Source organism: Streptomyces sp. 2323.1, from assembly GCF_900221035.1.
In the GTDB taxonomy this organism is placed as follows: domain Bacteria; phylum Actinomycetota; class Actinomycetes; order Streptomycetales; family Streptomycetaceae; genus Streptomyces; species Streptomyces sioyaensis.
The window spans coordinates 1898156-1920682 of the sequence record NZ_LT907981.1; the positions used below are offsets into that span (position 1 = coordinate 1898156).

General features: G+C 71.3%; 25 protein-coding genes. 14 read left to right on the forward strand and 11 right to left on the reverse strand.

Annotated features, from left to right (window positions below; translation table 11 throughout):
- Positions 1-40 precede the first annotated feature (40 nt).
- Complete coding sequence (locus CPH93_RS07565; protein ID WP_093485831.1) at positions 41-430, reverse strand: cell division protein SepF; 390 nt, start codon at positions 428-430, stop codon at positions 41-43.
- 220 nt (positions 431-650) lie between these two features.
- On the opposite strand from CPH93_RS07565, the gene CPH93_RS07570 reads away from it, so the two are divergent.
- The 9 genes from CPH93_RS07570 (at position 651) to CPH93_RS07605 (ending at position 9565) form a co-directional block, all read left to right on the forward strand.
- Positions 651-1808 carry a magnesium and cobalt transport protein CorA gene (locus CPH93_RS07570; protein WP_096212361.1) on the forward strand — a complete coding sequence of 386 codons (1158 nt, stop codon included), beginning with the start codon at positions 651-653 and terminating at the stop codon, positions 1806-1808.
- Positions 1809-1935: 127 nt separating this feature from the next.
- Positions 1936-2805, forward strand: coding sequence for an NUDIX domain-containing protein (locus CPH93_RS07575; RefSeq protein ID WP_231977223.1), 870 nt, complete (start codon positions 1936-1938; stop codon positions 2803-2805).
- A 625-nt stretch (positions 2806-3430) separates the two neighbouring features.
- Positions 3431-3541, forward strand: a complete 111-nt coding sequence (locus CPH93_RS35330) for a keywimysin-related RiPP (RefSeq protein ID WP_107470867.1) — start codon at positions 3431-3433, stop codon at positions 3539-3541.
- 27 nt (positions 3542-3568) lie between these two features.
- Positions 3569-5425: a lasso peptide isopeptide bond-forming cyclase gene (locus CPH93_RS07580; RefSeq protein ID WP_096212362.1), complete on the forward strand. Its 1857-nt coding sequence runs from the start codon at positions 3569-3571 to the stop codon at positions 5423-5425.
- A 38-nt stretch (positions 5426-5463) separates the two neighbouring features.
- Complete coding sequence (locus tag CPH93_RS07585) at positions 5464-5718, forward strand: lasso peptide biosynthesis PqqD family chaperone (protein ID WP_093485825.1); 255 nt, start codon at positions 5464-5466, stop codon at positions 5716-5718.
- Positions 5715-6149 (forward strand): lasso peptide biosynthesis B2 protein, encoded by a 435-nt coding sequence (locus CPH93_RS07590; RefSeq protein ID WP_096212363.1) that lies wholly within the window; start codon positions 5715-5717, stop codon positions 6147-6149. The genes CPH93_RS07585 and CPH93_RS07590 overlap by 4 nt, the downstream gene beginning before the upstream one ends.
- Positions 6146-8059, forward strand: a complete 1914-nt coding sequence (locus tag CPH93_RS07595; RefSeq protein WP_096212364.1) for an ABC transporter ATP-binding protein — start codon at positions 6146-6148, stop codon at positions 8057-8059. Before CPH93_RS07590 ends, CPH93_RS07595 begins: the two co-directional genes overlap by 4 nt.
- 223 nt (positions 8060-8282) lie before the next feature.
- Entirely contained in the window at positions 8283-8543 is a 261-nt protein-coding gene (locus CPH93_RS07600) for a hypothetical protein (RefSeq protein WP_096212365.1), read from the forward strand.
- A gap of 428 nt (positions 8544-8971) precedes the next feature.
- Positions 8972-9565 carry a LuxR C-terminal-related transcriptional regulator gene (locus CPH93_RS07605; RefSeq protein ID WP_096212366.1) on the forward strand — a complete coding sequence of 198 codons (594 nt, stop codon included), beginning with the start codon at positions 8972-8974 and terminating at the stop codon, positions 9563-9565.
- A 294-nt stretch (positions 9566-9859) separates the two neighbouring features.
- Here CPH93_RS07605 and CPH93_RS07610 read toward each other — a convergent pair whose 3' ends face one another.
- From CPH93_RS07610 to CPH93_RS07650, 9 genes are read right to left on the reverse strand one after another with little or no spacing between them, the layout of a single operon-like run.
- A complete protein-coding gene (locus tag CPH93_RS07610; RefSeq protein WP_231977224.1) occupies positions 9860-10168 on the reverse strand; it encodes an alpha/beta hydrolase fold domain-containing protein in 309 nt (102 codons plus the stop codon).
- Positions 10169-10203: 35 nt separating this feature from the next.
- Positions 10204-10929 (reverse strand): 3-oxoacyl-ACP reductase FabG, encoded by a 726-nt coding sequence (gene fabG / locus CPH93_RS07615; RefSeq protein ID WP_096212367.1) that lies wholly within the window; start codon positions 10927-10929, stop codon positions 10204-10206.
- Positions 10930-10956: 27 nt separating this feature from the next.
- Positions 10957-11979: an AurF N-oxygenase family protein gene (locus tag CPH93_RS07620; protein ID WP_096212368.1), complete on the reverse strand. Its 1023-nt coding sequence runs from the start codon at positions 11977-11979 to the stop codon at positions 10957-10959.
- Positions 11976-13433, reverse strand: a complete 1458-nt coding sequence (locus CPH93_RS07625) for a DHA2 family efflux MFS transporter permease subunit (RefSeq protein ID WP_107470868.1) — start codon at positions 13431-13433, stop codon at positions 11976-11978. The genes CPH93_RS07620 and CPH93_RS07625 overlap by 4 nt, the downstream gene beginning before the upstream one ends.
- Positions 13430-14077 (reverse strand): hypothetical protein, encoded by a 648-nt coding sequence (locus tag CPH93_RS07630; protein ID WP_197708742.1) that lies wholly within the window; start codon positions 14075-14077, stop codon positions 13430-13432. The genes CPH93_RS07625 and CPH93_RS07630 overlap by 4 nt, the downstream gene beginning before the upstream one ends.
- Complete coding sequence (locus CPH93_RS07635; RefSeq protein ID WP_096212370.1) at positions 14074-14619, reverse strand: hypothetical protein; 546 nt, start codon at positions 14617-14619, stop codon at positions 14074-14076. Before CPH93_RS07635 ends, CPH93_RS07630 begins: the two co-directional genes overlap by 4 nt.
- Positions 14616-15767, reverse strand: coding sequence for a beta-ketoacyl-[acyl-carrier-protein] synthase family protein (locus CPH93_RS07640; RefSeq protein WP_096212371.1), 1152 nt, complete (start codon positions 15765-15767; stop codon positions 14616-14618). The genes CPH93_RS07635 and CPH93_RS07640 overlap by 4 nt, the downstream gene beginning before the upstream one ends.
- Entirely contained in the window at positions 15742-16005 is a 264-nt protein-coding gene (locus tag CPH93_RS07645) for a hypothetical protein (RefSeq protein WP_093485807.1), read from the reverse strand. Before CPH93_RS07645 ends, CPH93_RS07640 begins: the two co-directional genes overlap by 26 nt.
- Positions 16002-16274, reverse strand: coding sequence for an acyl carrier protein (locus CPH93_RS07650; protein WP_093485805.1), 273 nt, complete (start codon positions 16272-16274; stop codon positions 16002-16004). Before CPH93_RS07650 ends, CPH93_RS07645 begins: the two co-directional genes overlap by 4 nt.
- Positions 16275-16305: 31 nt before the next feature.
- On the opposite strand from CPH93_RS07650, the gene CPH93_RS07655 reads away from it, so the two are divergent.
- Entirely contained in the window at positions 16306-17031 is a 726-nt protein-coding gene (locus tag CPH93_RS07655; protein ID WP_159394977.1) for a 4'-phosphopantetheinyl transferase family protein, read from the forward strand.
- On the opposite strand, the gene CPH93_RS07660 is transcribed toward CPH93_RS07655, so the two are convergent.
- Entirely contained in the window at positions 16931-18349 is a 1419-nt protein-coding gene (locus tag CPH93_RS07660; protein ID WP_096212373.1) for a class I adenylate-forming enzyme family protein, read from the reverse strand. The genes CPH93_RS07655 and CPH93_RS07660 overlap by 101 nt on opposite strands.
- A 296-nt stretch (positions 18350-18645) precedes the next feature.
- Between CPH93_RS07660 and pabB the strand changes: the two genes are divergently transcribed.
- From pabB to CPH93_RS07680, 4 genes are read left to right on the forward strand one after another with little or no spacing between them, the layout of a single operon-like run.
- Entirely contained in the window at positions 18646-20754 is a 2109-nt protein-coding gene (gene pabB, locus CPH93_RS07665) for an aminodeoxychorismate synthase component I (RefSeq protein WP_096212374.1), read from the forward strand.
- A complete protein-coding gene (locus CPH93_RS07670; protein WP_096212375.1) occupies positions 20751-21530 on the forward strand; it encodes an aminotransferase class IV in 780 nt (259 codons plus the stop codon). The genes pabB and CPH93_RS07670 overlap by 4 nt, the downstream gene beginning before the upstream one ends.
- Positions 21530-21994, forward strand: coding sequence for an FAS1-like dehydratase domain-containing protein (locus CPH93_RS07675; RefSeq protein ID WP_093485795.1), 465 nt, complete (start codon positions 21530-21532; stop codon positions 21992-21994). The genes CPH93_RS07670 and CPH93_RS07675 overlap by 1 nt, the downstream gene beginning before the upstream one ends.
- The gene (locus CPH93_RS07680) at positions 21991-22419 is read left to right on the forward strand and encodes a MaoC/PaaZ C-terminal domain-containing protein (protein WP_096212376.1); all 429 of its coding nucleotides are present in this window, start codon (positions 21991-21993) and stop codon (positions 22417-22419) included. Before CPH93_RS07675 ends, CPH93_RS07680 begins: the two co-directional genes overlap by 4 nt.
- The last annotated feature ends 108 nt before the right edge of the window (positions 22420-22527 follow it).

Below are 22527 nucleotides of genomic sequence, written 5' to 3' on the forward strand. Positions count from 1 at the left end.
AGTGCCCCGAGCGGAGAACCGTTACGCCCAACAGCTCTTCCTACGAACGGGGGATGGCGCCCGCCGCCTCTTCCTCGACCTCGGTGCCGACGGGTGCCAGCAGGAAGACATTGGTGTCGACGCGGTGCATCCCGCTGCCCAGCCCGAAGACGACTCCGCTGGAGAAGTCCAGGATGCGCTTGGCGACATCGGCATCGGCACTACTGAGGTCCAGCAGGACGGGGATCTGCGCCATCAAATACTCCGCGACCTCGCGGGCGTCGGCGAAGGTCTGGACGCGGATGACGATGAAGCGCCGCAGTTGCTCCGCCGGTTCGTCCTCCGGGAGGGCCCGGTGGTCGGGCCAGGAAGGCCATTCACTGCTGCTGCGGAGCGGGACGACCTCGGCGAGCCCTTCCCACTGCTCGTCGGTGGCATCGGGGCCGTTCACCGAATCACCTCACCCGGGGGAGCGCTGGCTGTCTGCGGTATCTGCATCGCACAATTCTAGAGATAAACATACAAAGCTCGGCGGACGCGACACACACCTCGTCACGTCCCGTTCCATCCTGCACCATGGCCCCTGACCTGTGCTGACATCCGCGACAGTTATCCTGCGTCGAGATTCTGTGTGGCTGTTCATCCCCATTGTGACGGAGGTCGGTTCTGTCGTGAGCTCTGAGCCTCCCGGCCGTCGACTGCGCGGCCTGCGCGGCCTGCGCAAACCCGCGAAGAAGCGGCCCGCCGGTCCCCCGCCCGCCACCGCCCCGGACGACTCCGAGGCCCCGGAACCGTCGGCCGAAACCGGCGGCCGCGTCATCAACGCCGCCCTCTACCGCGACGGACACCGCGTCAGCACCCATGACACGCTCGCCGACACCTTCCGGCAGCAGCGCGCCACCGCCGGCACCCTCGCCTGGATCGGCCTGCACCGCCCCACCCCCGCCGAACTCACCACTCTGGCCTCGGAGTTCGACCTTCATCCGCTCGCCCTCGAGGACGCCCTGGAGGCCCATCAGCGGCCCAAGCTGGAACGCTACGGCGGCACCCTCTTCGTCGTCCTGCGCGCCGCGCGGTATCTCGACGATCGCGAGGAGGTCGACTTCGGTGAGCTGCATGTCTTCGTCGGCCGCGACTTCGTGATCACCGTGCGGCACGGCGGCGCCCCCGACCTCTCGGCCGTACGCCACCGCATGGAGGACACTCCCGAACTCCTCAAGCGCGGCCCCGAAGCCGTCCTCTACGCCATCCTCGATGCCGTCGTCGACGGCTATGCGCCGGTCGTCGCCGGTGTCCAGAACGACATCGACGAGATCGAGACCGAGGTCTTCGGCGGCGACCCCCGGGTCTCCCGCCGGATCTATGAACTCTCCCGCGAGGTCGTGGAGTTCCAGCGCGCCACCCGCCCGCTGAACGGCATGCTGGAGAACCTGACCGCGGGCTTCGAGAAGTACGCCATCGACGAGGAACTGCGCCGCTATCTGCGCGACGTAGCCGACCATGCCCTGCACGCCACCGAGCGCGTGGACGGCTTCCGGCAGGCCCTGCAGGACATTCTCACCGTCAACGCGACCCTGGTGAACCAGCAGCAGAACGCGGAAATGCGGGCGCTGGCCGAGGCCGGCTTCGAGCAGAACGAGGAAATCAAAAAGATCTCGGCCTGGGCCGCCATCCTCTTCGCACCGACACTCGTCGGCACGATCTACGGCATGAACTTCCGGAGCATGCCGGAACTGCACTGGGCATTCGGGTACCCGTTCGCGGTGGTCCTCATGGCCATTGTCTGCACCGGCCTGTATGTCGTCTTCAAACGGCGGGGCTGGCTCTGAGCGACGGCCGGGAGGCGGCTCTCTCGCGGTCTGAGGCGCTCCGGCAGGAGCGCGTAGCGCCGACGGCTGTGCGCACGGAACAGGCCGCGTCCGCGGCATCCGACTCCGAACCCGGGACGGTGTACCAGTGAACGAGGAGACCCCACAGCTCGACTCTGCCGTGCCGCGAGAGCACCGGCCGGCGAACGCTTCGGCGCTGATCTACAACGGGGCCGGCGAGTACCTGCTGCACCTGCGGGACCAGATTCCTGGTATCTGGGAGCCGGGATCGTGGTCCCTGCTCGGTGGCGGACGGGAACCAGGCGACCGCTCTTTGGAGGAGACGGTCCGGCGGGAACTGCGGGAAGAGGCCGGCCTCGACATCCCTGACCTCGCCCCCTTTGCGGTGGAGGAGGCCCTGGGCAGCGACGGCACGTCCCTTCCGATTCAGGTCTTCGCCGGCCACTGGGCCGGTGACCCGGCCACCTTGGACCTGACCGAGGGCGTCATGCTGCACTGGTTCCGGCCAGAGGTCATGCCGCGCCTGCGGATGGCCCCTGCGACCCTCGAACTGATCCACCGCCATGCGGAGATGCTCTCCGCCGGCCAGTGCGGAGCCGCTCCGGCGCTGGGCGCCCGCCGACCACCGCACCCGCGCGGGCCCTCGGCACCGGCCCCGGGCGGGAATGCCGTGCCCAACGTCATCGGCGTCCATCTCTACCTGGAGAACGCCAACGGCGAGGTCCTGCTCGGTCTGCGCCACCCCGACTCCGCCTACGCAGGATCGACGTGGCATTTCCTGGCCGGCCACTGCGAGCGGGAGTCCGCCGTCGCCTGCCTGGTCCGCGAAGCCCGGGAGGAAGCCGGGCTGGTGATCGACGCCAAGGACGTGGAGTTCGTGCACGCCGTCCATCTCGTCGATACGCCCGGCATGCAGCCGCGTATGCAGATGGTCTTCCGTGCCCGGCGCTGGACGGGGATGCCGGAGATTCTTGAGCCCGACAAGTGCGTCAGCTAGAGCTGGTGGCGACCGGAGGCGCTTCCGGAGCCGATCGTGCCCTATACCCGCGTCGCGATCGAGGGAATTCAGGCGGGCCGTCTCTACACCGAGAGGGGCTGGTCATGACGGATACAGGCGCGGGCGAGGGGCACGCCGACGTAGAAGCCGTACGTCCCTGGGGGAGCTGGGGCCCCGCCATCGCCTCCCGTCTCACCGAGGAAGCCGATCCGTCGTCGCCCGGCGCGAAAGGCCGCAGACTGGTAGTGCAGGGAGCGCGGTCGGGCGCTGCCCGGTGGCGACCACTCCACGTTCCTGCGCCCCCGCGCGCCGGGTGAGACGACCGCCAAGTCTGCACAGGCCCAAAGGTTTTTTCTGATCGGGGCCCGAACGCAGGCCCTGCGGTTGACGATCCAGTGGTGCGCATCTATCGATCCATTTCGAGCACGAATCGCACGCCAATTCATACAACCCTATTTGTGATTCTTCGGTTGCGAGGGGCTGATGGGCTGCAACTAGCTTCGGTGGCGCGCCGCAGTTCCTGATCCGGGTTCCGATGAATCCGGGCGCAGCTGTTCATGAGCCGGACGGCCGGCTCGTGGCCGGGCTGGGGAGGGTGGCGGAATCCGCATCGAAGGAGACGGCAATGAAGAAGGCTTACGAAGCGCCGACGCTCGTCCGACTGGGTTCGTTCCGGAAGAAGACCGGGCTCCTGAGCAGTTCCGGGAACGACCGACTGGTCCTGAGCAAGAACTGACGGTCGACGGCTCGCTGAATCGAAGCCATGACTGAAACGCACCCAGGTGCGGGCACGGGCCCCGGCGACGCGCACTTCGCGGTCTTTCCCGACCGTGCGGACGCGGCCGCCGTGGCCCGCTGCTTCGCCCGCCCACATACCCGCACCCTGACGTATGCCTCCGGCCGTCCCTGGCTGGTGGGCCACTGGCACGACGAGGACATCGTGACCGTTCGTGCCGCCTCGGGCGCCCTCGCCCTCGTCGGCTGCTGTCCGGTCGACCCGGCCGAACTGGAGCGCCGGCTCGGCCGGCTGAGGGATCTCTCGGAACTCGACGCCATGGCACGCACCCTGCCCGGCAGCTTCCATCTGGTGGCCGCACTCGACGGGCGGCTCCGGGTGCAGGGCACCGCGTCCGGACTGCGGTTGGTGTTCCACGCGCTCGTCGGCGGTGTGCGGGTGGCGGCCACCAGCGCCGATGTGCTCGCCGACGCGCTCGGCGCCGAACCGGACGAGGAACAGGTCGCGGTCAGGCTGCTGTGGCCGGTTCCGCACCCGTTGCTCGAAGCGCCGCTGTGGCGGGAGGTCGACTCCGTGTCCCCACAGGACGCGCTGCTCGTCTCGGCGGACGGGCGGACCGTACGGCACTCGCGCTGGTGGACGCCGCCGGAGCCGACCCGGTCGCTCGCCGACGGAGCCCCCCTCGTCCGGGCCGCACTCACCGAAGCCGTCGAGGCCCGTACGCGGCAGGGCGGCGTGGTCAGTTGCGATCTGTCCGGCGGGCTGGACTCCACCTCCATCACTTTTCTGGCCGCGCGCTCGCCCGCCAAGGTGATGGCCAGTACCTGGCCGGGGCGCGATCCCGCGGACACCGACCTGTACTGGGCCTCGCAGGCCGCCCGGTCGCTGCCGGAGGTCGAGCATGTGGTGTGGAACGCCGACGATTCACCACTGGTCTACAACGACCTCCTCGGCATCGACGACCTGCTGGACGAGCCGACCATCGGCGTCATGGACCGCTCACGGGTCCTGCACCACCTGCCGGGCCTGGCCGGGCGAGGCAGCAGGCTGCATCTGACCGGTATCGGCGGTGACCACGTGGCGTGGTGCTCCGAGGCGTATTACCACCGCCTGCTGCGCAGGCGCCCGTTGTTCGCCGTGCGCCAGCTGCGTGGGTTCCGGGCGCTGTGGCAGTGGCCGCTCGGCGGTATGGCCCGGGCGCTGGCCGACTCCCGGCCGTACGGGACATGGCTGGCGGACGCCGGCCGCGGCCTGCGCGGTCCGCTGCCCGCGTCCGTCAGCAGCGGTCTGGGCTGGGGCATGGCACCGCGGCTGTTCGACTGGGTCACCCCCGAGGCCGAACGGCTGGCCGGGCGGGCGCTTCGTGCGGCGGCCGCGACCGCCGTACCGCTGCATCCGGACCGGGGCCTGCACACCGACCTGGAACAGATCCGCTCCTGTACACGCATCATCCGGCAGTGGGATCGGATGGCCGCCAGGGCCGGGGTGCCGATGGCGTCGCCGTTCTTCGACGACCGGGTGATCGAGGCATGCCTGGCGGTCCGCCCGAGCGAACGCGTGACGCCCTGGCGGTACAAGCCTCTTCTCACCACGGCCATGCGCGGCATCGTGCCGGAGTCCTGTCTGGGGCGCACCAACAAGGCCGCGGCGTCCATGGACGCGTCCAACGGGCTGCGCGAGCACCGCGGGGACCTGCTGGCGCTCTGGGACGACGCACGGCTGGAACGGCTCGGCCTGGTGGACGGCGAGGCCCTGCGCCGGCTGGCCCAGCGGCCCGCCACCCCCGGGCTGCGCGACGCGATCCTCTACTCGACCATCGCCGGCGAAGTGTGGCTGCGCAGCCTCGCCCGCGCCACGCCGGAGAGGGCCCGCACCGCCCGCTAGGCACTTCGCTGCACGCCCCGACACGAAAGGTACGCATCATGGCATTGCGGTTCGGTGACAAGGTCTCCACTGCGGCGACCGACTACGGCACGGTCCTGCTGGACGAACGCAACGGACAGTACTGGGAGCTGAACCCCACCGCCGGCCTGATCGTCACCACCCTGCTGGCGGGCGGCGACGAAACAGCGGCGGCCGACGCGCTCATCGCCGACTTCGGCATCGACCGCACGCGCGCCGAGCAGGACGTCGCGACCCTGGTCGCGGAGCTGCGCGCGTCGGGGCTGGCCGCATGACGACACCGAGCGCACTGGAACGGCCCACCGGAGTCCCCTTCACCCGGCGCCTGGCCGCCCGACTCGTCCTCCTCCCCGCCGTCGCGCTGTCCTTCCTGCCCCCGCACCGCGTCCGCGCCGTACTAGGCCTCGTACGCCGAGGAGCCGTACCGGCCTCCGTCGGCCAGGCCAAGGACGCCCGGGACGCGATGTGCGCGGTCAGCCTGCGCTGCGCCGGGCCGCGCGGCTGCCTGCCCCGCTCCCTGGGGGCCGCGCTGCTGTGCCGGCTGAGCGGCAGCTGGCCGACCTGGTGCACCGGGGTGCGGGTCGTGCCTCCCTTCACGGCGCACGCCTGGATCGAGGTCGATGCCCGCCCGGTGGACGAAGGGGTGCCGGACGACTACTTCACCCGGCTCATCGCCGTGGCACCGGTCGGCCGGCCCACCCGATGACCGCGGCCACCACGACGACGCCGGACCGTTCGACATGGGGTGCGGTCGCCACCATGTACCGGCTCACCTCCGGGCACCGGGCCTCCGTCGTCGTCGCCACCGTGCTCACTCTGGCCGGCTCCGCCCTCGGACTGGCCCAGCCGCTCGTTGCCAGGAACATCGTCGACGCCAGCGGACATGGACGGACCTTCTGGCCACTATTGGCGCTGCTGGCCACGCTGTTCGTCACCGAGGCGGCGACCGGCGCGGTGGGGCGCTTCGTCCTGGAACGCATGGGTGAAGGCGTCGTACGGGGACTGCGCCACAGCCTCATCGCGCGCCTGCTGCGGCTGGAAATGAGCCAGTACCAGCGGCACCGTACCGGCGACCTGATCTCCCGCGTGACCACCGACACCACCCTGCTCAGGGACGTCGTGTCGCAGGCGCTGGTCGACCTGGTGACCGGCGCGCTCGCCGCCGCCGGGGCGGTCGTCCTGATGGCGTGGATCGACCCGCTGCTGCTGCTTCTCGTCGCGGTGACCGTGGCCACCGCCGCCGTGGTCGTGGCCTCGCTGCTGAAAGGCATCCGGGCGGCCTCCGCACACATGCAAGGCTCGGTCGGCGCCGTCGCCGCCGAACTGGAGCGCGCGCTCGGCGCCTTGCCGATGGTCCGGGTGCACCGTGCCGAGGACCGCGAGGCGACGCGCATCGGCAAGCGGGTCGACGCGGCGTACGACGCCGGCGTGCGGACCGCGAAACTCGCCTCGGTGATGAGCCCCGCCGTCGAACTCGCCGTCCAGGGCTCCTTCCTGCTCGTGCTGGTCATCGGCGGGCTGCGGGTCAACGGCCACGCCAACTCCCTCGGCGACCTGGTCGCCTTTCTGCTGTACGCCTCCTACCTGGTGCTGCCGTTGTCGTCGGTCTTCCGGGCGGTCGGGCTGATGCAGCGGGGCATGGGGGCGTATCAGCGGATCGGGCAGGCGTTGGGGCTGGCCGCGGAGCCCGTCGAGCACATGGAACTCGTGCAGTCTGCGGAGTCCGTTGAGCCCGTTGAGGCTGTGGAGCGGGCCGCGCCGGACGTCTGTGTCGCCCCCCGTGCTGCCGTGCCCAAGCGGGTTGAGCGGACGGGGAGAGGCGAGACACCGGCTCTGGCCCTGCATGACGTCCGTTTCGGGTACGTTCCGGACCGGCCGGTGCTCGACGGTGTCTCGTTCACCGTCCCCCACCACGGCCAGGTCGCCCTCGTCGGACGGTCGGGTGCGGGCAAGAGCACGATCTTCGCGCTGGTGGCGAGGTTCTACGAACCGGACTCCGGAACGCTGCGGTTCGACGGTCGCCCCGCAGCCGAGCTGAGCCGCGGAGCATGCCGGGCACGCATCGCCGTCGTCGACCAGAACACCCATGTCGTCCACGGCTCGCTCCGGGACAACATCACCTACGCGGACCCCGGCGCGAGTGATGCCGAGGTCCGTCGGGTCGTCGAACTCGCCCAGCTCGACGGGGTGGTCCGACGACTGCCCGGTGGCCTGTCCGGCGTACTCGGCGAACGCGGCAACACCCTGTCGGCCGGCGAAAGGCAACGGGTCGCCCTCGCCCGCGCCCTCCTCGCCCGGCCCGCACTTCTCCTCCTCGACGAACCGACCTCTCACCTCGACGCCATAAACGAGACCGCACTCACCACGCTGATGAAGGAAGCCGCCCAGGAATGCGCCCTCCTGGTGATCGCGCACCGTCTCTCCACCGTCCGGCACGCCGACCGCATCATCGTGCTGGAAGGTGGCCGCACCGTCGCCTCCGGCTCCCACGAGGAACTGCTGACCACCAGTCCCTCCTACCGCGCGCTGGCCGCCGGCCAAATGCTGCGGCCGGCCGACGGCACGCCCGGGGCGGCTGCGGCGACGGCCGCGCACGGACGGCCCCGAACGCCGTAGTCGACGACCTCTCGGGGCCGCACTGACGCTTTCCGGGCTCCTCAGCGAAGTCATTCTCGACGGCTCAGCCCCCGACTTCAGCTCACCGCTCTTCACACCACCACTGCCCAACTCCGACCGGATAGAAATCATCAGCACCCCCGCCAACAATCAGTTCACCCTCGACTTCCTTGGCACCATCGTGCAGGAACCCGTATTCCACCTGGGGTCACTCGGATCCACCGTGACATTTCCGCCCGGCACGACGGTCAACCGGCTCAACGGCGACGATACGGAAGACCAGCGGAAATTCACGGTCGAGGACAACAAAGTGATCGGCAGGCCGTTCCAGCCCCAGCCCCCTGGGGCCGAACCCACTGATTCCAGCGGCAGCATTCGTCTCCCAGGGCGATTCTCCTCGATCACGTTCCAGGTGAAGCCGAACTTCACCGGCGGATCAGGGAACGACGGCGTACACCTCCAGGTCGGGGGGGCGTTGGCGTAGGTGGGGTGCGTCCCGGGGTCAGTCTCGTAGCGACTGTCCGTAACGGACTGCGGTTCGTGTTCAGGAGGCGGGAGGCAGTAGGCGGGGTCTGCGCTGGGCGACCGCACCGAGGGCGGTCCCGGCGCCGGGGCGCCTCCGGCCTATTCCCGGAACCGTGGCGAGGATCCGGCCAGGTTCTGCGGGAGGGGAACACGCATCCGTCCTGCCAGCTGCCTTCCTGGGTACCCCGAAGTCTGGCTGGAATAGGGCTCCTCCCTGGCCCGCGGCGTCCATGACGTGCCCGGACGCGTTGAGCCACCCAAGGGCAGCAGTCGGCCATTCTTCGCGAGTACCGGCGGTAATTCAGGCCATGGTTACGACAGAAGAGGCATTATGGCCGTGAAACCATCTGGCGGCACACGCCGGACTACTTGCGGGGGAAGGCTCATATGAGACAGAACAAGGAGTATCGGGAACTATTGGCGCAACCAGCCGAGCGGCTGGGCGAGGGGGTACGTGGGCTCGTTCTTGTCGATCCCGCGGGAAAGGAATCCTTCGACTGGGAGGCCGGCGCGCACCTGAGCGTGACACTTCCGTCGGGAATGATTCACCGGTACTTCGTTCGCGGAAACTCGAATGACCGGCTCCACTTCCGGATCGGAGTTCCGCAGAAACCGCCAGGACACCCCATCGTCGACGGCGAACAGGCAGGGGGGAGCGGGCAGGAGGCCACAGCGGGGGTGATCGGTTCCACGGCGGACGGGGCCAGGCCTGCCGAGGCCGTCGTGCCCTGTGCGCAGCAGGAGACGGGGGCGGGGGCACAGACGCAGGCGAGTGGGCGGGAGGCGTTGACGAGCCGGGAGACGGAGATCCTGGAGCATGTCGCACGGGCGTTGAGCAATCGTCAGATCGCCACTCAGCTCTCCATCTCCGAGGGCACGGTCAAGCGTCATCTGCGGAATATCTTCACCAAGCTCGACGCCCGTTCACGTATGGACGCGGTGAACAAGGCACTGCCGCAGTCGAGGCCCCGGGCCAGCTGAGCACTGGAACGGCTCACCGGAATCGGAGCGGGTGGGGCAACGGGGCCTCACTACCGGGCCGATCGGTCAACTCCAGGAGAACGAACGACGGGTCGTTCTCATCGTTCGGCGGGAGAGGAATTCTCCGCCGCAATACTTACTCCGCCGGCGTACCGCGGGTCACCCCCGTGGAATCCGGTAGGGGTGCCGGCATGTTTTCCGCCGGGAGAGCCCGTGCCCCGGCCGTCGTACGATCCGGCCGGGGCATACGGAATTTACTGTTCCCGATACCTTCCCTTCCCGCGCGCCGGCCATTCACTTCTCGGCCAGTGCGTCACGGAGTGCGCGCGTCCGGTGGGCCACGGTGGCGCGGGCCAGGTCCGTGGTCGGGGCCCAGTCCTCGAAGAGCTGGAACGCGCCCGGGACGAAGTGGAGTTCCACTGCGACCTGGTGGTCGATCAGTTTCCGGGCGTCGGCGAGTCCCTCGTCGCGTAGCGGGTCGACGCCCGCCACCTGGAGGTAGGTGGGCGGCAGTCCCGAGAGGTCCGTCGCCCGCGCGGGGACTGCGTACGGCGGGGCCGTGGCGGGGTGGAGCACCGGCTCAAGGTCCGGATGAACGTACAAAAAGGTGCCCCTTTTCCGGTCTGTGGAGTGGCGGGTCAGTGTCCCATTCCGAGGCCTCCGTCGACGGGGATCACGGCACCGGCCACGTAGGACGCCTGCGGTCCGGCCAGCCAGGTCACGGCGCCGGCCACCTCCTCGGCGGTGGCGCTGCGGCCCATGGGGATCCCGCGGACCTTCTCCTGGCGGGACTCCTCCGACAGCGCCGCCGTCATGTCCGTGTCGATCAGGCCCGGGGCCACCACATTGGCGACGACGTTGCGCGCACCGTATTCGCGGGTCAGGGAGCGGGCCAGGCCCACCAACCCCGCCTTGCTCGCGGCGTAGTTGGTCTGGCCGGCGCTGCCGTGGAGACCGGCCACGGAGGAGAGCAGGATGATCCGGCCCCCTCGGGCGCGGAGCATCGGGGCGACGGCGCGCTGGGCGCAGCGCCAGGCCCCGGCGAGGTTGGTGTCCAGCACCCGGAGGAACTGTTCCTCCTTCATGCGCATCAGCAGGCCGTCGGCGGTGATCCCCGCGTTGGCCACCAGTACGCCCACTGGCCCCAACTCCGCCTCCACTTCGGTGAAGGCGGCATCCACGGAGGCGGTGTCGGTGACGTCGCACGTCACGCCGAGGGCCCCCTCGGGGACGCCGGAACCGCGGTGGGTGACGGCGACGCGGTCGCCCTGGGCGACGAAGGCTTCCGCGATCGCCGCGCCGATGCCGCGGTTGCCGCCGGTGACGAGCACGGTACGGGCCGGCTGTCCGGTCGAGTCAGTCATGGTGTCCGTTTCCCGGAGGTCTGGGGGTCAGCGGGTGGGGGAGAGCGCATCGGAGCCGGTGACGCTCCGGGACCAGTCGAAGTCGACGTCGTCGACGGCGTCCAGGCTCTCGACCAGCTTCCGCAGCCCGGAGAAGTCCTGCACCAGCCGCTTGCGTCCGCCGGCCTGCTGGATGTCGTCGAGCATCTCGTGGCCGCCGCGGATGCCGGTCTCGGCCATGATCCGGTGCCAGGCCCGGAAGTCGTTGCCGACGAACGCTTCGAGACCGGCGACGAGGGAGTTGAGGAAGAACCGCCGTTCGGCGTCGCCCAGTGCGTGGTGGACCTGCTCGGCCAGCACCGCGCAGATCGAGGCGTGGCAGTACTCGTCCCGGTTGTGGATGCGGACCGTGGCGCTGTTGACCGGCTGGATCTCGGTGTCCTCGGCTATCAGGTTCAGATAGGCGTTGATGGATATCTCGGCCACGGTGGCGAAGGCGAGGGTGGTCAGCCGGCGTTCCCGCTCGTCCGCGCAGGAGGCGAGGCGGGCCTCGTGCTCCCGTACGACGAGCGGCTTGGGCAGCGCGGTGTCGGCGAACACCTCCTTGCGCATCCGTCGGGTCACCGCGCTGGCGTTGAGGTGCATCAGGGTGTGGTACTGCTCGTCGACCATGGCCTGCGCCAGGCTGCGCTGCATCAACTCGCCTACGGGCTGGGGGAACTTCCCGTCGAGCCCGAGCTGGAACGCGGGATTGACGATCTGCCCTTCCAGCAGCACCGTGGTGCGGTTGTACGAGATCCACGCCCAGCTCAGCAGGCGGGCGCGGTCCTCGGGCGACAGGGCCCGGAACGTGGGGTGGTCCCGGAACGGAAGGATCTTCTCCGGGTAGTCGTCGCGCGACAGCTCGAACAGGTCGGCGAGGTGGGGCTCTTCGCGCTTCACGGCGGCCCTGCGGTGCCAGTTCCCGGCGAGCCGGGCGATGACGGCGTTCTCCACCGGGTCGTCCGGGTCGTGCGCGGGGATCTCCGGGGGCTGGATTCCGGTGAGTTCTTCGGGCGCCCGACTGCTCATCGTGATTCTCCTCGTACCTCGGACAAGGGCCGCGCGGGTGCGGACGGCTCCGCCGCGGGCTGCGCCGCCGGGTCGGTCAGCCACAGGGCGACGACTCCGGCCAGCGCCGAGAGCACCGTGCAGACCAGGAACACCTGCCTGAACGAGCCGAGTTGGGGGCCGCCCAGCGCCGCCGTCAGTGCCGCGAAGGCGCCGGTGCCCAGGGCCGCGCCGACCTGCCGGGAGGTCATGGCCAGGCCCGCGCCGGCCGCGAACCGCTGCGGGGGCAGCGCCCCGGCCGCCGCCGAGGACAGCGTGGTCATCACGGCACCGATCCCCACCCCGCCGATCAGGTTGGCCGGCAGCCACACCAGGAGGTAGTCCGGCTGGGTCCTGAGGGCCACCGCCCAGATGCCGCACTGCACGGCGACCATGAGCGCGCCGGCCACCACCACCGTCCGCTGGTGCTTGCGGGGCATCCGCCCGGCCAGCACCGAGGCGGCCACGGACAGCACCGCGCCCGGTGTCAGGGCGAGTCCGGCCGCCAGCGGCGAGTAGTGCCAGATCTCGGTGGTGAACAACGGCGCCGCGATCAGCCAGCAGTACATCGCCGCGCCGAAGAGCACAAAGGTCGCATTGGCCACCGCGAACTTGCGGGTGTGCAGCAGCGTGAGTTCCAGCGCCGGGACGCGGTGCCGGCGCGAGCGCAGGACCGCCACCGCGAGCAGCAGGGCACCGCCCAGGGTGGTCCCCACGAACGCGGCGCTGCCCCAGCCCCAGGTGCTGCCCTTGGTCAGTCCGGCGACCAGGCTGCCGACGCCGAGCATCAGGGCCAGCATGCCGATCAGGTCGGGGAGGCCGCCGCGCTCGGTGCGCAGCTTGGGCAGCACCCGCCATGCCGTGAGCAGCAGGGCCGCGCCGAGCGGGACGTTGACCAGGAACACGCCGGTCCAGTCGAAGCTGTGCACCAGGAAGCCGCCCAGCGGGGGCCCCACCGCGGCGGCAGCCGAGGAGCTGGCGCCCCACAGGCCGATGGCCTTCGGCCGCTGCTGCGGCGGCCGGGAGGCCAGCAGCAGCCCGAGCGACGACGGGATCATGCCGGCCGCGAACAGCCCCTGCAGCGCGCAGCAGGCGATCAGCAGCTCCGCCGTCGGCGCGAGCGCGCACAGCAGCGAGGCCGCGGTGAAGCCGGTCACCGAGAGCAGGAACAGGGTGCGCAGACCGATGACGTCGGCCATCTTTCCGACCGGCGCCAGCGCGGCGGCGAAGACGACCGTGTACCCGCTGACGACCCAGGACAGGGAGGACAGCGAGGAGCCGGGGAAGCTCTTCGGCAGTTCGGGGAAGGCGATGTAGACCACCGAGACGCCGAGGAAGGCGATGAAGGCGGCGCCGCACGCCACGAGCAGGGTCAGCCCCGGACGGGCATACGGCGTACGGTCGGGCGGATCTGCCGGAGCGGGGCTGGCGGTCATGAGCGGTACAACTCCTTGCGCTCCACGGATGCGGTCTTCGTGGATTCGGTCTGCACGGATTCGGTCTCCGCGGATGGGGTCTCCACGGATTCGGTCCCCACGGATTCGGTCTGCACGGATTCGGTGTGGAAGCGGCAGACGGCCCCACCGGTCCGCATGCATTCCCGGTTTTCGTCGCGGACGTCGACTCCGAGCCCCTCGAACCAGCCGCCGCGCATGTCGAGGCAGGGGCAGTCGTACCCCTCCAGGGAGCGCGCGGCGCGCAGCATCCGCAGGGCGAAGTGCTCGGTGATGACGGTCTGGACGCCCGGGCCTCCGTCGGGGTCGGGCTCCGTGTGGGAGCGCATCATCCCCTCGTTGGTCATGATCCGGGTGATCGTCTCGATCACGTCCTGCAACGCGGCCGGGGAGCACGCGTCGGGTGTGCCCTCCCGGTTCGCGTACCACGAGCCGACGCGCCGGCCGACGAACCGGAGGGCCTCCGCGTTGATCTCGTTGGCGACCTCCTGGCCGAAGCGCTTCTTGACGCCCTGGTACCAGCGGGCATCGTGCAGCCACCAGAACTGCCGCAGGGCCACGGTGAGTTCGTTCTCCAGCTCGCCGACGGGTGTCGTGGCCGGCTTCCCGGTTTCCTGCGCCGTCACGGATGTGCCCCTTCCGCCACGCGGTTCCCGGGGCCGACCAGCAGTGCGGTCGCCGTACCGTGCGCGCCCTGATCGGTCGCGAGTTCCACCAGCACAAGCAGCGCCCGGTCCGCCTCGTCGTCCGCGAAGAGCAGGTCGGCGTACTCCAGCGCGGCCTCCTCGGGATCGCCCTCCGGGCTGAAACAGACCACCGGTCCGTGCAGCTGCCACTGGGTGGCCACATGGCCGAGCACCGAGTTGGGCACGGACTGGAAGAACAGCAGGGGCTGCACCGGGCGTCCGGCGTCCACCGCCGCGGCCACCGCGCGGTCGGTGACGACGTCGCCGAGCCGGCTGACGAGCACGACGGCCGTGCGGGCGCCCTCGCCGGCGGCCGCGGACGGGTCGCCGTAATGGCCGCGCAGACAGCGGTCGGCGACCTCGGCGACGAGCGGGCTGAACGACGACACCACGAACCCGGGAAGCTTGCGCGGGCCCGCGGCCGCATCGCCGTCCGGCCCGGGCCACGAGGCCCGCTCCCATACTTGCGGTCGCTCGTTCATGCCGCCCCCAGGACCAGAGCCGTGTTGGCACCGCCGAAGGCGGCGTTGAGGGAGACCACGGTCGCGGGCTGCAGCCTGCGCGGGGCGTCCGTCACGAGGTCCAGGCGGCAGGCCGGATCCTGGCCGGTGTAGCCGGCGTTCACGGGAAGCAGTCCCTCCTGGAGGACGAGCACCGAGATCGCGAACTCCACCAGCCCGGAGGCCTCCAGCGTGTGTCCGGTCAGCGACTTGGTGGAACTCACCGGCAGCTTGGGCGCATGGGCCCCGAAGGCGAGGTGGACGGCCGCGGCCTCCGCGGAGTCGTTGTACGAGGTGCCGGTGCCGTGCGCGTTGAGGTAGTCGACCTGCTCGGGGGCGCGGTCGGCCCGGGCCAGCGCGGCGGTGAGGGCCCGGGCCATGCCGAGCCCCTCGGGGTGCGGCTGGCACACGTGATGGGCGTCGCCGGCGCGGCCCCAGCCCAGCAGCCGCGCCAGCGGCTCGGCACCGCGGCGTTCGGCCGCGGTGGCCGACTCCAGGATCACGGCCGCCATCCCGTCACCGAGCAGCAGCCCCCGGCGGCCGGCGCTGAAGGAGCGCAGGGCGCCGTCGTCGGCGAGCGCCCGCCCGGCGTCGAACAGGGCGAAGACGTCCTCGTCGACGAGGTAGCCGGCGGCCACCGCCACCCGCTCCTCGCGGCCCGAGGCGATCAGCGCGGCCGCGTCGGCCAGCGCCGTGCTCGCCGCCACACAGGCATTGGTGTAGGTGCGGCGGGCGTCGCGCAGCCCCGCGCGCGCCGCGAGCGCGCTGCCGGTGGCGGCGGCGTGGCCGTCCGTCTGGCTCTCCTGCGGCCGGCGCGGCCAGGACGGATCGCTGTGCCGGGCGCACAGCAGCGGTGTGTCCGCGACCGCGGCCGCGTCCAGGCCCGCCTGGCCGATCGCCTGCGTGAGGAGATCGCCCAGCTCGTCCAGGAGCACCGGGGCGCCCGGAAGGTGGGCGGCCCGCTTGGCGCGCCGGCGGCCGACATCGAAGCGGGTCACGTCGGTGAAGGCCGGCTGCCCGGCCGCGAGCGCCGCGCGCAGCCGGTCCGTTCCACGGCCGAAGGCGGTGGTCACCGACATGCCGGTGACGACGACGGCCGCGCGCTCAGCGGTGGGCCGCGGGGCGGTCATGCGGTTCACCCCCCAGGGCTGTCGCGAGGACGTCGAGCACGCTGTCGAGCGTCACCATGCGCGCGAGCTCGGCGTCGTCGAGGTCGAGCTCCACGTCGTAGCGCTCCTCCATCGAGTGGATGATCCAGGCCAGTTCCAGCGAATCGACGCGGTCGGGGACCTCGCCGGGCGGCCGGTCGCCGTACGAGGCGAGCAGCTCGACCAGCTCGTCCCTGGTCGGCGGGGCCTGAGCGGTCACGCGGCCGGTCCCGTCACGGCCGGGCCCTGGGCGCGCTCGCCGATCAGCGTGCTGAACTCGCCGAAGGTGAGCTTGCCGATGCTCTCCAGTTCCTCGTCGTCGAACTGGACCCCGTACTGCTGCTCGACATGCATCGCGATCTCGGCGAGCGAGAGCGACTCCAGCTCCAGACCGCCGTCACCGAGGGGCGTGCTGTCCGTGACGCCGCTCGTGTCGTAGTTGAGTTCGCCCAGTGTGCTCAGGACGAACTCGCTTATGGTGTCGCTCATTGACGCCTCCCATGTCCGCAGGATGATTCGGATGTCTTCTGCTGTGTCAGATGTCTGTGCGCACGCCCCGCTGCCGGCCCGCGAGGGCCGCGTCCTGGTCCTGCTGGCCCGGACCGCCGAACGGCACCCGGCCGGCGCTGCGCTGCTGCGCGCCGCGGCCGGCACGGTCCTCGGGGTGCCCGCGCAAGAGGTCCTGGTGGACCGGGAGCCCTCGGGCCGTCCGGTGCTCGGCGGTGCCGCCCGCGGGCTGCACGCGAGTGTCAGTCATGTCCCGGGCCTGTCCGCCGTGGCGATCGGCTCGCGGGGTCCGGTGGGGGTGGATGTGGAACGCCTCCGTGCCGTCCCGGCCGCTGCCCTGGCGCGGCGCTGGTTCGGCGCGCGGGAGGCCGGCTGGCTGGCCGGCCGTCCCGAGGCGGAACAGCCTCTCCAGTTCCTGCGGATGTGGACGCAGAAGGAGGCCATCGGCAAGGTGCTGGGCACCGGGCTCGCCGACGGCGGTCTGCTCCGGCCGGTACGGCTCGGCGCTCCGGCCGGGACCGTCCTCGGGCCGGTGCCCGGCTCCCCACGGTTCTACATCGCGCTGCCCCCCGCTCCGGAAGGATTCGTGCTGGCCGTCGCGGGCGGGCCACAGGCCGCCGGGTCCCGGCTGGAGGTGCTCACGCTGCCGCCGCCCGCAGCACGGCCGGATCACGGCGCGGCTTGCCCGTCGCGGTCCGCGGAAAGCTGGGCAGCACGTACCAGCGGCTCGGAAGCTTGAAGGAGGCGAGCCGGTCGGCCAGTTCCTGCTGTACCCGGGGCAGCGGGACCTCGGGGGCCAGGGTCACATAGGCGTCGATCGCGTCCTGGTGGAGCACGACGGCCTCCGTCACGCCGTCGAGCCCGGCCAGGGTCTCCTCGACCTCGGTCAGGTCCACCTTCAGGCCGCGGATCGACACCTGGGAGTCGAGCCGCCCCAGGACCGTCACCAGCCCCGTTCCGGGGTCGATCTCTCCGGCGTCGAGGGTGTGCAGCCAGCCGTCCGACCAGCGGTCCGGCGAGGTGTCGCCGACGTAGGGGGACCGGGGCAGCGCGACGAGCAGTTCGCCGTTCTCGGCCCGGACCCGGACGCCGGGGACGGCGGTGCCGACCGACGGGTGGTGCTTCCCGGAGAGGTCCATGGTGATCATGCCGGTCTCGGTCATGCCGTAGCACTGGCTGAGCGGCACCGCGTAGCGCTCGGTGAAGGCCCGCGCGACCTTCGCCGGGGTGCGGCCGCCCGCTGTCATCATCCGTACCAGACGCGGCAGTTGGGGCGGCCGTTCGACCGAGGCGAGCAGGGCCACCTGGGCGGGCACACCGAGCAGCGTGGTGGGCACCGGGGCGTCGGCGACGGTGGCGAGGATGCCGCGCACCGAGGTCCGCGCCGGCAGGACGATCCGCGCCCCGGCGTGCAGGCCGTGCAGCAGACCGCCGACCAGGCCCCAGGTGTGCGAGAGCGAACCCAGGACCATCAATTGCTCACCGGATTGCGGCATTCCGTCGAGCCGGGAATACCTCTGCAATTCCGTGACGAGATCGTCGGCCGTCCTGCCGATCATCTTTGACGGGCCGGTCGAGCCGGAACTCAGCTGGACCAGCGCGTGATCCGAACGGGCCGGCCCGCCCTCGGGACGCCGGGTGAATTCCGGCGTCACCCGGTGGAAACCGCGCATCGCGCTGGCGGCTTCCCGGGTCGAGACGAGCAGCTGCGGATCGGTGTGGGTGACAGCCCGCTCCGTCTCCGCCTCGGTCAGCCGGTGGTCCAGGAGGATCACCTGGGCGCCGAGCCGCCATCCGGCGAGCAGCAGCGCCACGTACTCCAGCGAGGGCGGGAGCTGCAGCGCGAGCGTGCCGCCTGGACGTAACCCCTCGCGCTCCAGGGATTTCTGACGGTCCCTCACCGCCGCGCGGAGTGTCTGCCGGTCGGTCTCGGCGTCGAGCACGAGGCAGATGTCGTGCGCGGGCCCGTGCAACAGCACGTCGTCGACCCAGTCGGTGTGCGGCGTCCGGGAGCCCGCGGTCGCACCGGAGCGTCCGGCCGCCTGCCCAGTGATCATCGATGCTCCAGAATTCTGAAGAGCTGAGAATGAACGCCGGTCCCCCCGGATCGTCCTCGGTACCGCCTCAAACTAGCCTTCGGGGCAGGGACATTCAATGGCGACCGGATGTCACCAAAGAGGTATGCCGACAACGAGGTGCGCCGGGATATCGTGACCTGGACTGGAGGTTGCCAGCGCCGCAGGGCCCGGACGTCAAAGGGCCGGTGCTCCCTCGTTTTTCTTTCTTGATTTCCTGCACCTTGACGCCTGTTACGCAATTCGGCGCGGATCCGATGGCCTGGGGGAAACACCGCATGCGCACGCTGATCGTGGACAACTACGACTCGTTCACCTACAACTTGGCGCACTATGTCGCCGAGGTGACGGGCGATGAGCCGACCGTCGTGCAGAACGACGACCCCGCCTGGCGGCTGAAGCATGTGGCGGAGTTCGACAACGTCATCATCTCGCCGGGTCCCGGAACGCCCGAGGTCGAGACCGACCTGGGGATCTGCGCGGACATCATCCGGCACGGCGCGGTCCCGCTGCTCGGTGTCTGCCTCGGCCACGAGGCCCTGGCGCACCTCCACGGCGGCCGCGTCGGTCTCGCCCCCGAGGAGCGGCACGGCCGGCTCTCCGGCGTCCACCACATGGGCCAGGGCCTGTTCGCCGGCCTGCCCTCGCCGTTCGAGGTGGTGCGCTACCACTCGCTGGCCGTATCGGCGCTGAGTGACGAGCTGGAGGCCACCGCCTGGGCGTCCGACGGCGTCCTGATGGGGCTGCGCCACCGGCACCGGCCGCAGTGGGGCGTGCAGTTCCACCCGGAGTCGATCTGCACCGAGCACGGGCACGAGCTGCTCGCGAACTTCTTCCGGCTGGCGGAGCGGCACACCGGCGGGCCGGGCCGCGCCGCCCTGCCTGTGGTGGCCGACAAGCGCCCCGCGACCGGCGGCGGGCAGCCGGCGCAGCCGCCCCGGCAGCTGCGGGTGCACGCCGAGGAACTGCCCACCCACTGGGACCCGGAGATCGTGTTCGACGCGCTGTTCCGCGGCACCGAGCACGCCTTCTGGCTGGACAGCAGCCGGCCCGACGGGGAGCTCGGCCGCTTCTCCGTCCTCGGCGACGCGCGCGGCCCGCTCGCCCGGGTCGCACTGGCCGACGTCGAGCAGTGCACCGTCACCGTCCGCGGGTCCGACGGGACCGAGGCCGTGCACCACTCCCCGTTCCTGGACTGGCTCGACCAGGACCTGCGCGGTATCGAGACCGATCTGCCGGAGCTCCCCTTCGACTTCGCCCTCGGCTGGGTCGGCTACCTCGGCTACGAGCTCAAGGCGGAGTGCGGCGCGGACCCCGCACACCTCTCCCCCGACCCCGACGCGGCGCTGATCTTCGCCGACCGCGCGGTGGTCTTCGACCACGCCACCGGCACGACCCATCTGCTGGCCCTGGCGCCGGCGGACGAGCCGGCCGCGGCCCGGGACTGGCTGGCCGCGACCGCCGGGCGGCTGGCGTCCCTGGCCGGCCAGGAGGCGGAGCGGGAGCACCTGCCCGTCGGGGTCAGCATCCCCGTCGAACTGCGGCACTCCGCCGACCACTACCGCGCGCTGATCGGCGCCTGCCATCAGGCCATCCACGTGGGCGAGTCGTACGAGGTGTGCCTCACCAACATGATCGAGGCCAAGGGGGCGGTGGACCCCTGGGCCGGCTACCGCTACCTGCGGCGTACGAGTCCGACGCCGTTCTCCGCACTGCTGCGCTTCGACCGGCTCTCGGTCCTGAGCACCTCGCCGGAGCGGTTCCTGCGGGTGGGCCGGGACGGGCAGGCCGAGTCCAAGCCGATCAAGGGCACCCGGCCGCGCGGCGCCACCCCGGACGAGGACCGGATCCTCATCGAGGACCTGCGCGCGAGCGAGAAGGACCGCGCGGAGAACCTGATGATCGTCGACCTGGTCCGCAACGACCTGGCGCGCTGCGCGGAGGCCGGCTCGGTCGAAGTACCCAAGATCTTCGACGTGGAGAGCTACGCCTCCGTCCACCAGCTCGTGAGCACCGTCCGCGCCCGCCTGCGTCCGGACCGGACGGCCGTCGACTGCGTCCGTGCCGCCTTCCCCGGCGGCTCGATGACCGGTGCCCCCAAGGTCCGCACCATGCAGATCATCGATCAGCTCGAAGAGGGGCCGCGCGGCGTCTACTCCGGCGCCATCGGCTACTTCTCGCTCTCCGGGGCCGCGGATCTGAGCATCGCCATCCGTACCGCCGTGGTCACCGCCGACCGGGTACGGTACGGCGTCGGCGGCGCGATCACCGCGCTGTCCGATCCGGCCGAGGAGTTCGAGGAGACCGCGGTGAAGGCGACTCCGCTGCTCGGGCTGCTCGGTACGACGTTCCCGGGCCGGCTGACCGAGGACCGGGCCGCCCAGTGAACACCGCCACCGAGGCGCCGCACCCGGCGCCCACGCTGCTGGCCGCCGACTCATGGCTGGTGGAGGACGGCCGCGCCCGCGAACTGCACCGGCACCGGGACCGTTTCACCGCGGCCGTGACCGCGGCCGGGGGCCCGGCCGCAGATGTCGTGGACGCCTTCTGGGAGCGGGAGCTGCGGCGGGTGCCCACGTCGGGCGACTGGTTCCCCCGGGCGGAGTTCACCCAGGAGGGCTCCCTCGCCCCCCGTCTGGAGCTCCGGGTGCGCCCCGCGCCGCAGCGGACCGACGAGGTGCGCCTCTGGGTGTCCGGTCGCCCGGACCCCCGCCGCGTACCCCGCCACAAGGGCCCCGACCTGACCGTTCTGGGGGCGCTGCGTGCCGAGGCCGTCGAAGCGGGCGCGACCGAGGCCCTGCTGACCACCCGGGACGGGCTGCTGCTCGAAGGGGCGACCACCAGCCTGCTGTGGTGGGAGGACGAGACCCTGTGCACGGTAGATCCGGCCCTGCCCACCCTCCCGGGGGTGACCCGGGACTGGGTGCTGGACCGGGCCGCGGCCCTGGACGTCCCGGTCCGGCGGCGGCGTTGCCGGCTGCCGGGCCTGGCCGGCCGCGAGGTGTGGTGCGTCAACGCGCTGCACGGCATCCGGCCGGTGACCGCCTGGGTGGGCGCCGGCGGGCTGCCCGCCCCCGGGCCGGCACCCCGGTCCGGCCCGTGGCGGGCCGCCTGGGCCGCCGCCGCACAGCCCCTCCCCCACACCCTCGATCGGGGCCACTGATGGCAGCGGACCGTCCCGCGGCGGGGCATGTCCACCCGCCCACCGAGATCTACGAGGTCAGCCGCGCCAAGATCCGCGAGTTCGCCGAAGCCGTGGGCGCGGACAGCCCCGCGCACATCGACCCGGCCGCCGCGCGGGAACTGGGCCATGCCGACGTGATCGCGCCCGCCACTTTTCCCTTCCTGGTGGTGCACCGCGCGAGCAGCCGGGTGCTGAGCGGCCCCGAATGGGGGCTGGCGGACGCCCAGTTGGTGCACACCGCCCAGCGGATCGTGCCGAGCCGGCCGGTGCGCGCAGGTGACCGGCTCGCGGTGACCCTGCATGTGGAATCCGTCCGGCGCCTGGCGGGGCGGGACGTGGTGCAGATGCGGGGTGAGGTGCGGACGGAGGGCGGGGAGCACGTGGTGGACACCTTCATGACGTTCACGGCCGGCGGCCCGGGCGAGAAGGAGACCGGCCGATGACCGCGCGCCGCGACTACGACTCCGTGGCGGTGGGCACCGTGCTCGGGCCCCTGACCGTCCCCGTCACCCGGACCGACCTGGTCCGGTACGCGGGCGCCGCCGGGGACTTCAACCCGCTGCATTTCAGTGACCGTTCGGCCCAGCAGGCCGGATTTCCCTCGGCCCTCGCGCACGGCATGCTGACCATGGCGCTCGCCACCCGGCTGGTCACCGGCTGGAGCGGGGACCCGGCCGCGGTGTGCGACGTCGCCGTGCGCTTCACCCGGCCGGTACCGGTCCCCGACGACGGCGTCGGGGCCCGCCTGGACATCCGGGGCACGGTGACGGCGAAGCTCGACGGGCGCCGGGTGCGGGTCGCCCTCGACGTCCGCTGCGACGACGTGAAGGTGCTGGGTTCGGCACAGGCCGTCGTCCAGCTCAACTGACCTGCCACCACTCGCCGTTCAAGCGGCGGACATCTCGTTCCCCTACCGACGGGGCTCCGGCACCTCGCGCGCGACGCTGCACGCAACCGGAGCCCCTGCCCGTCACCG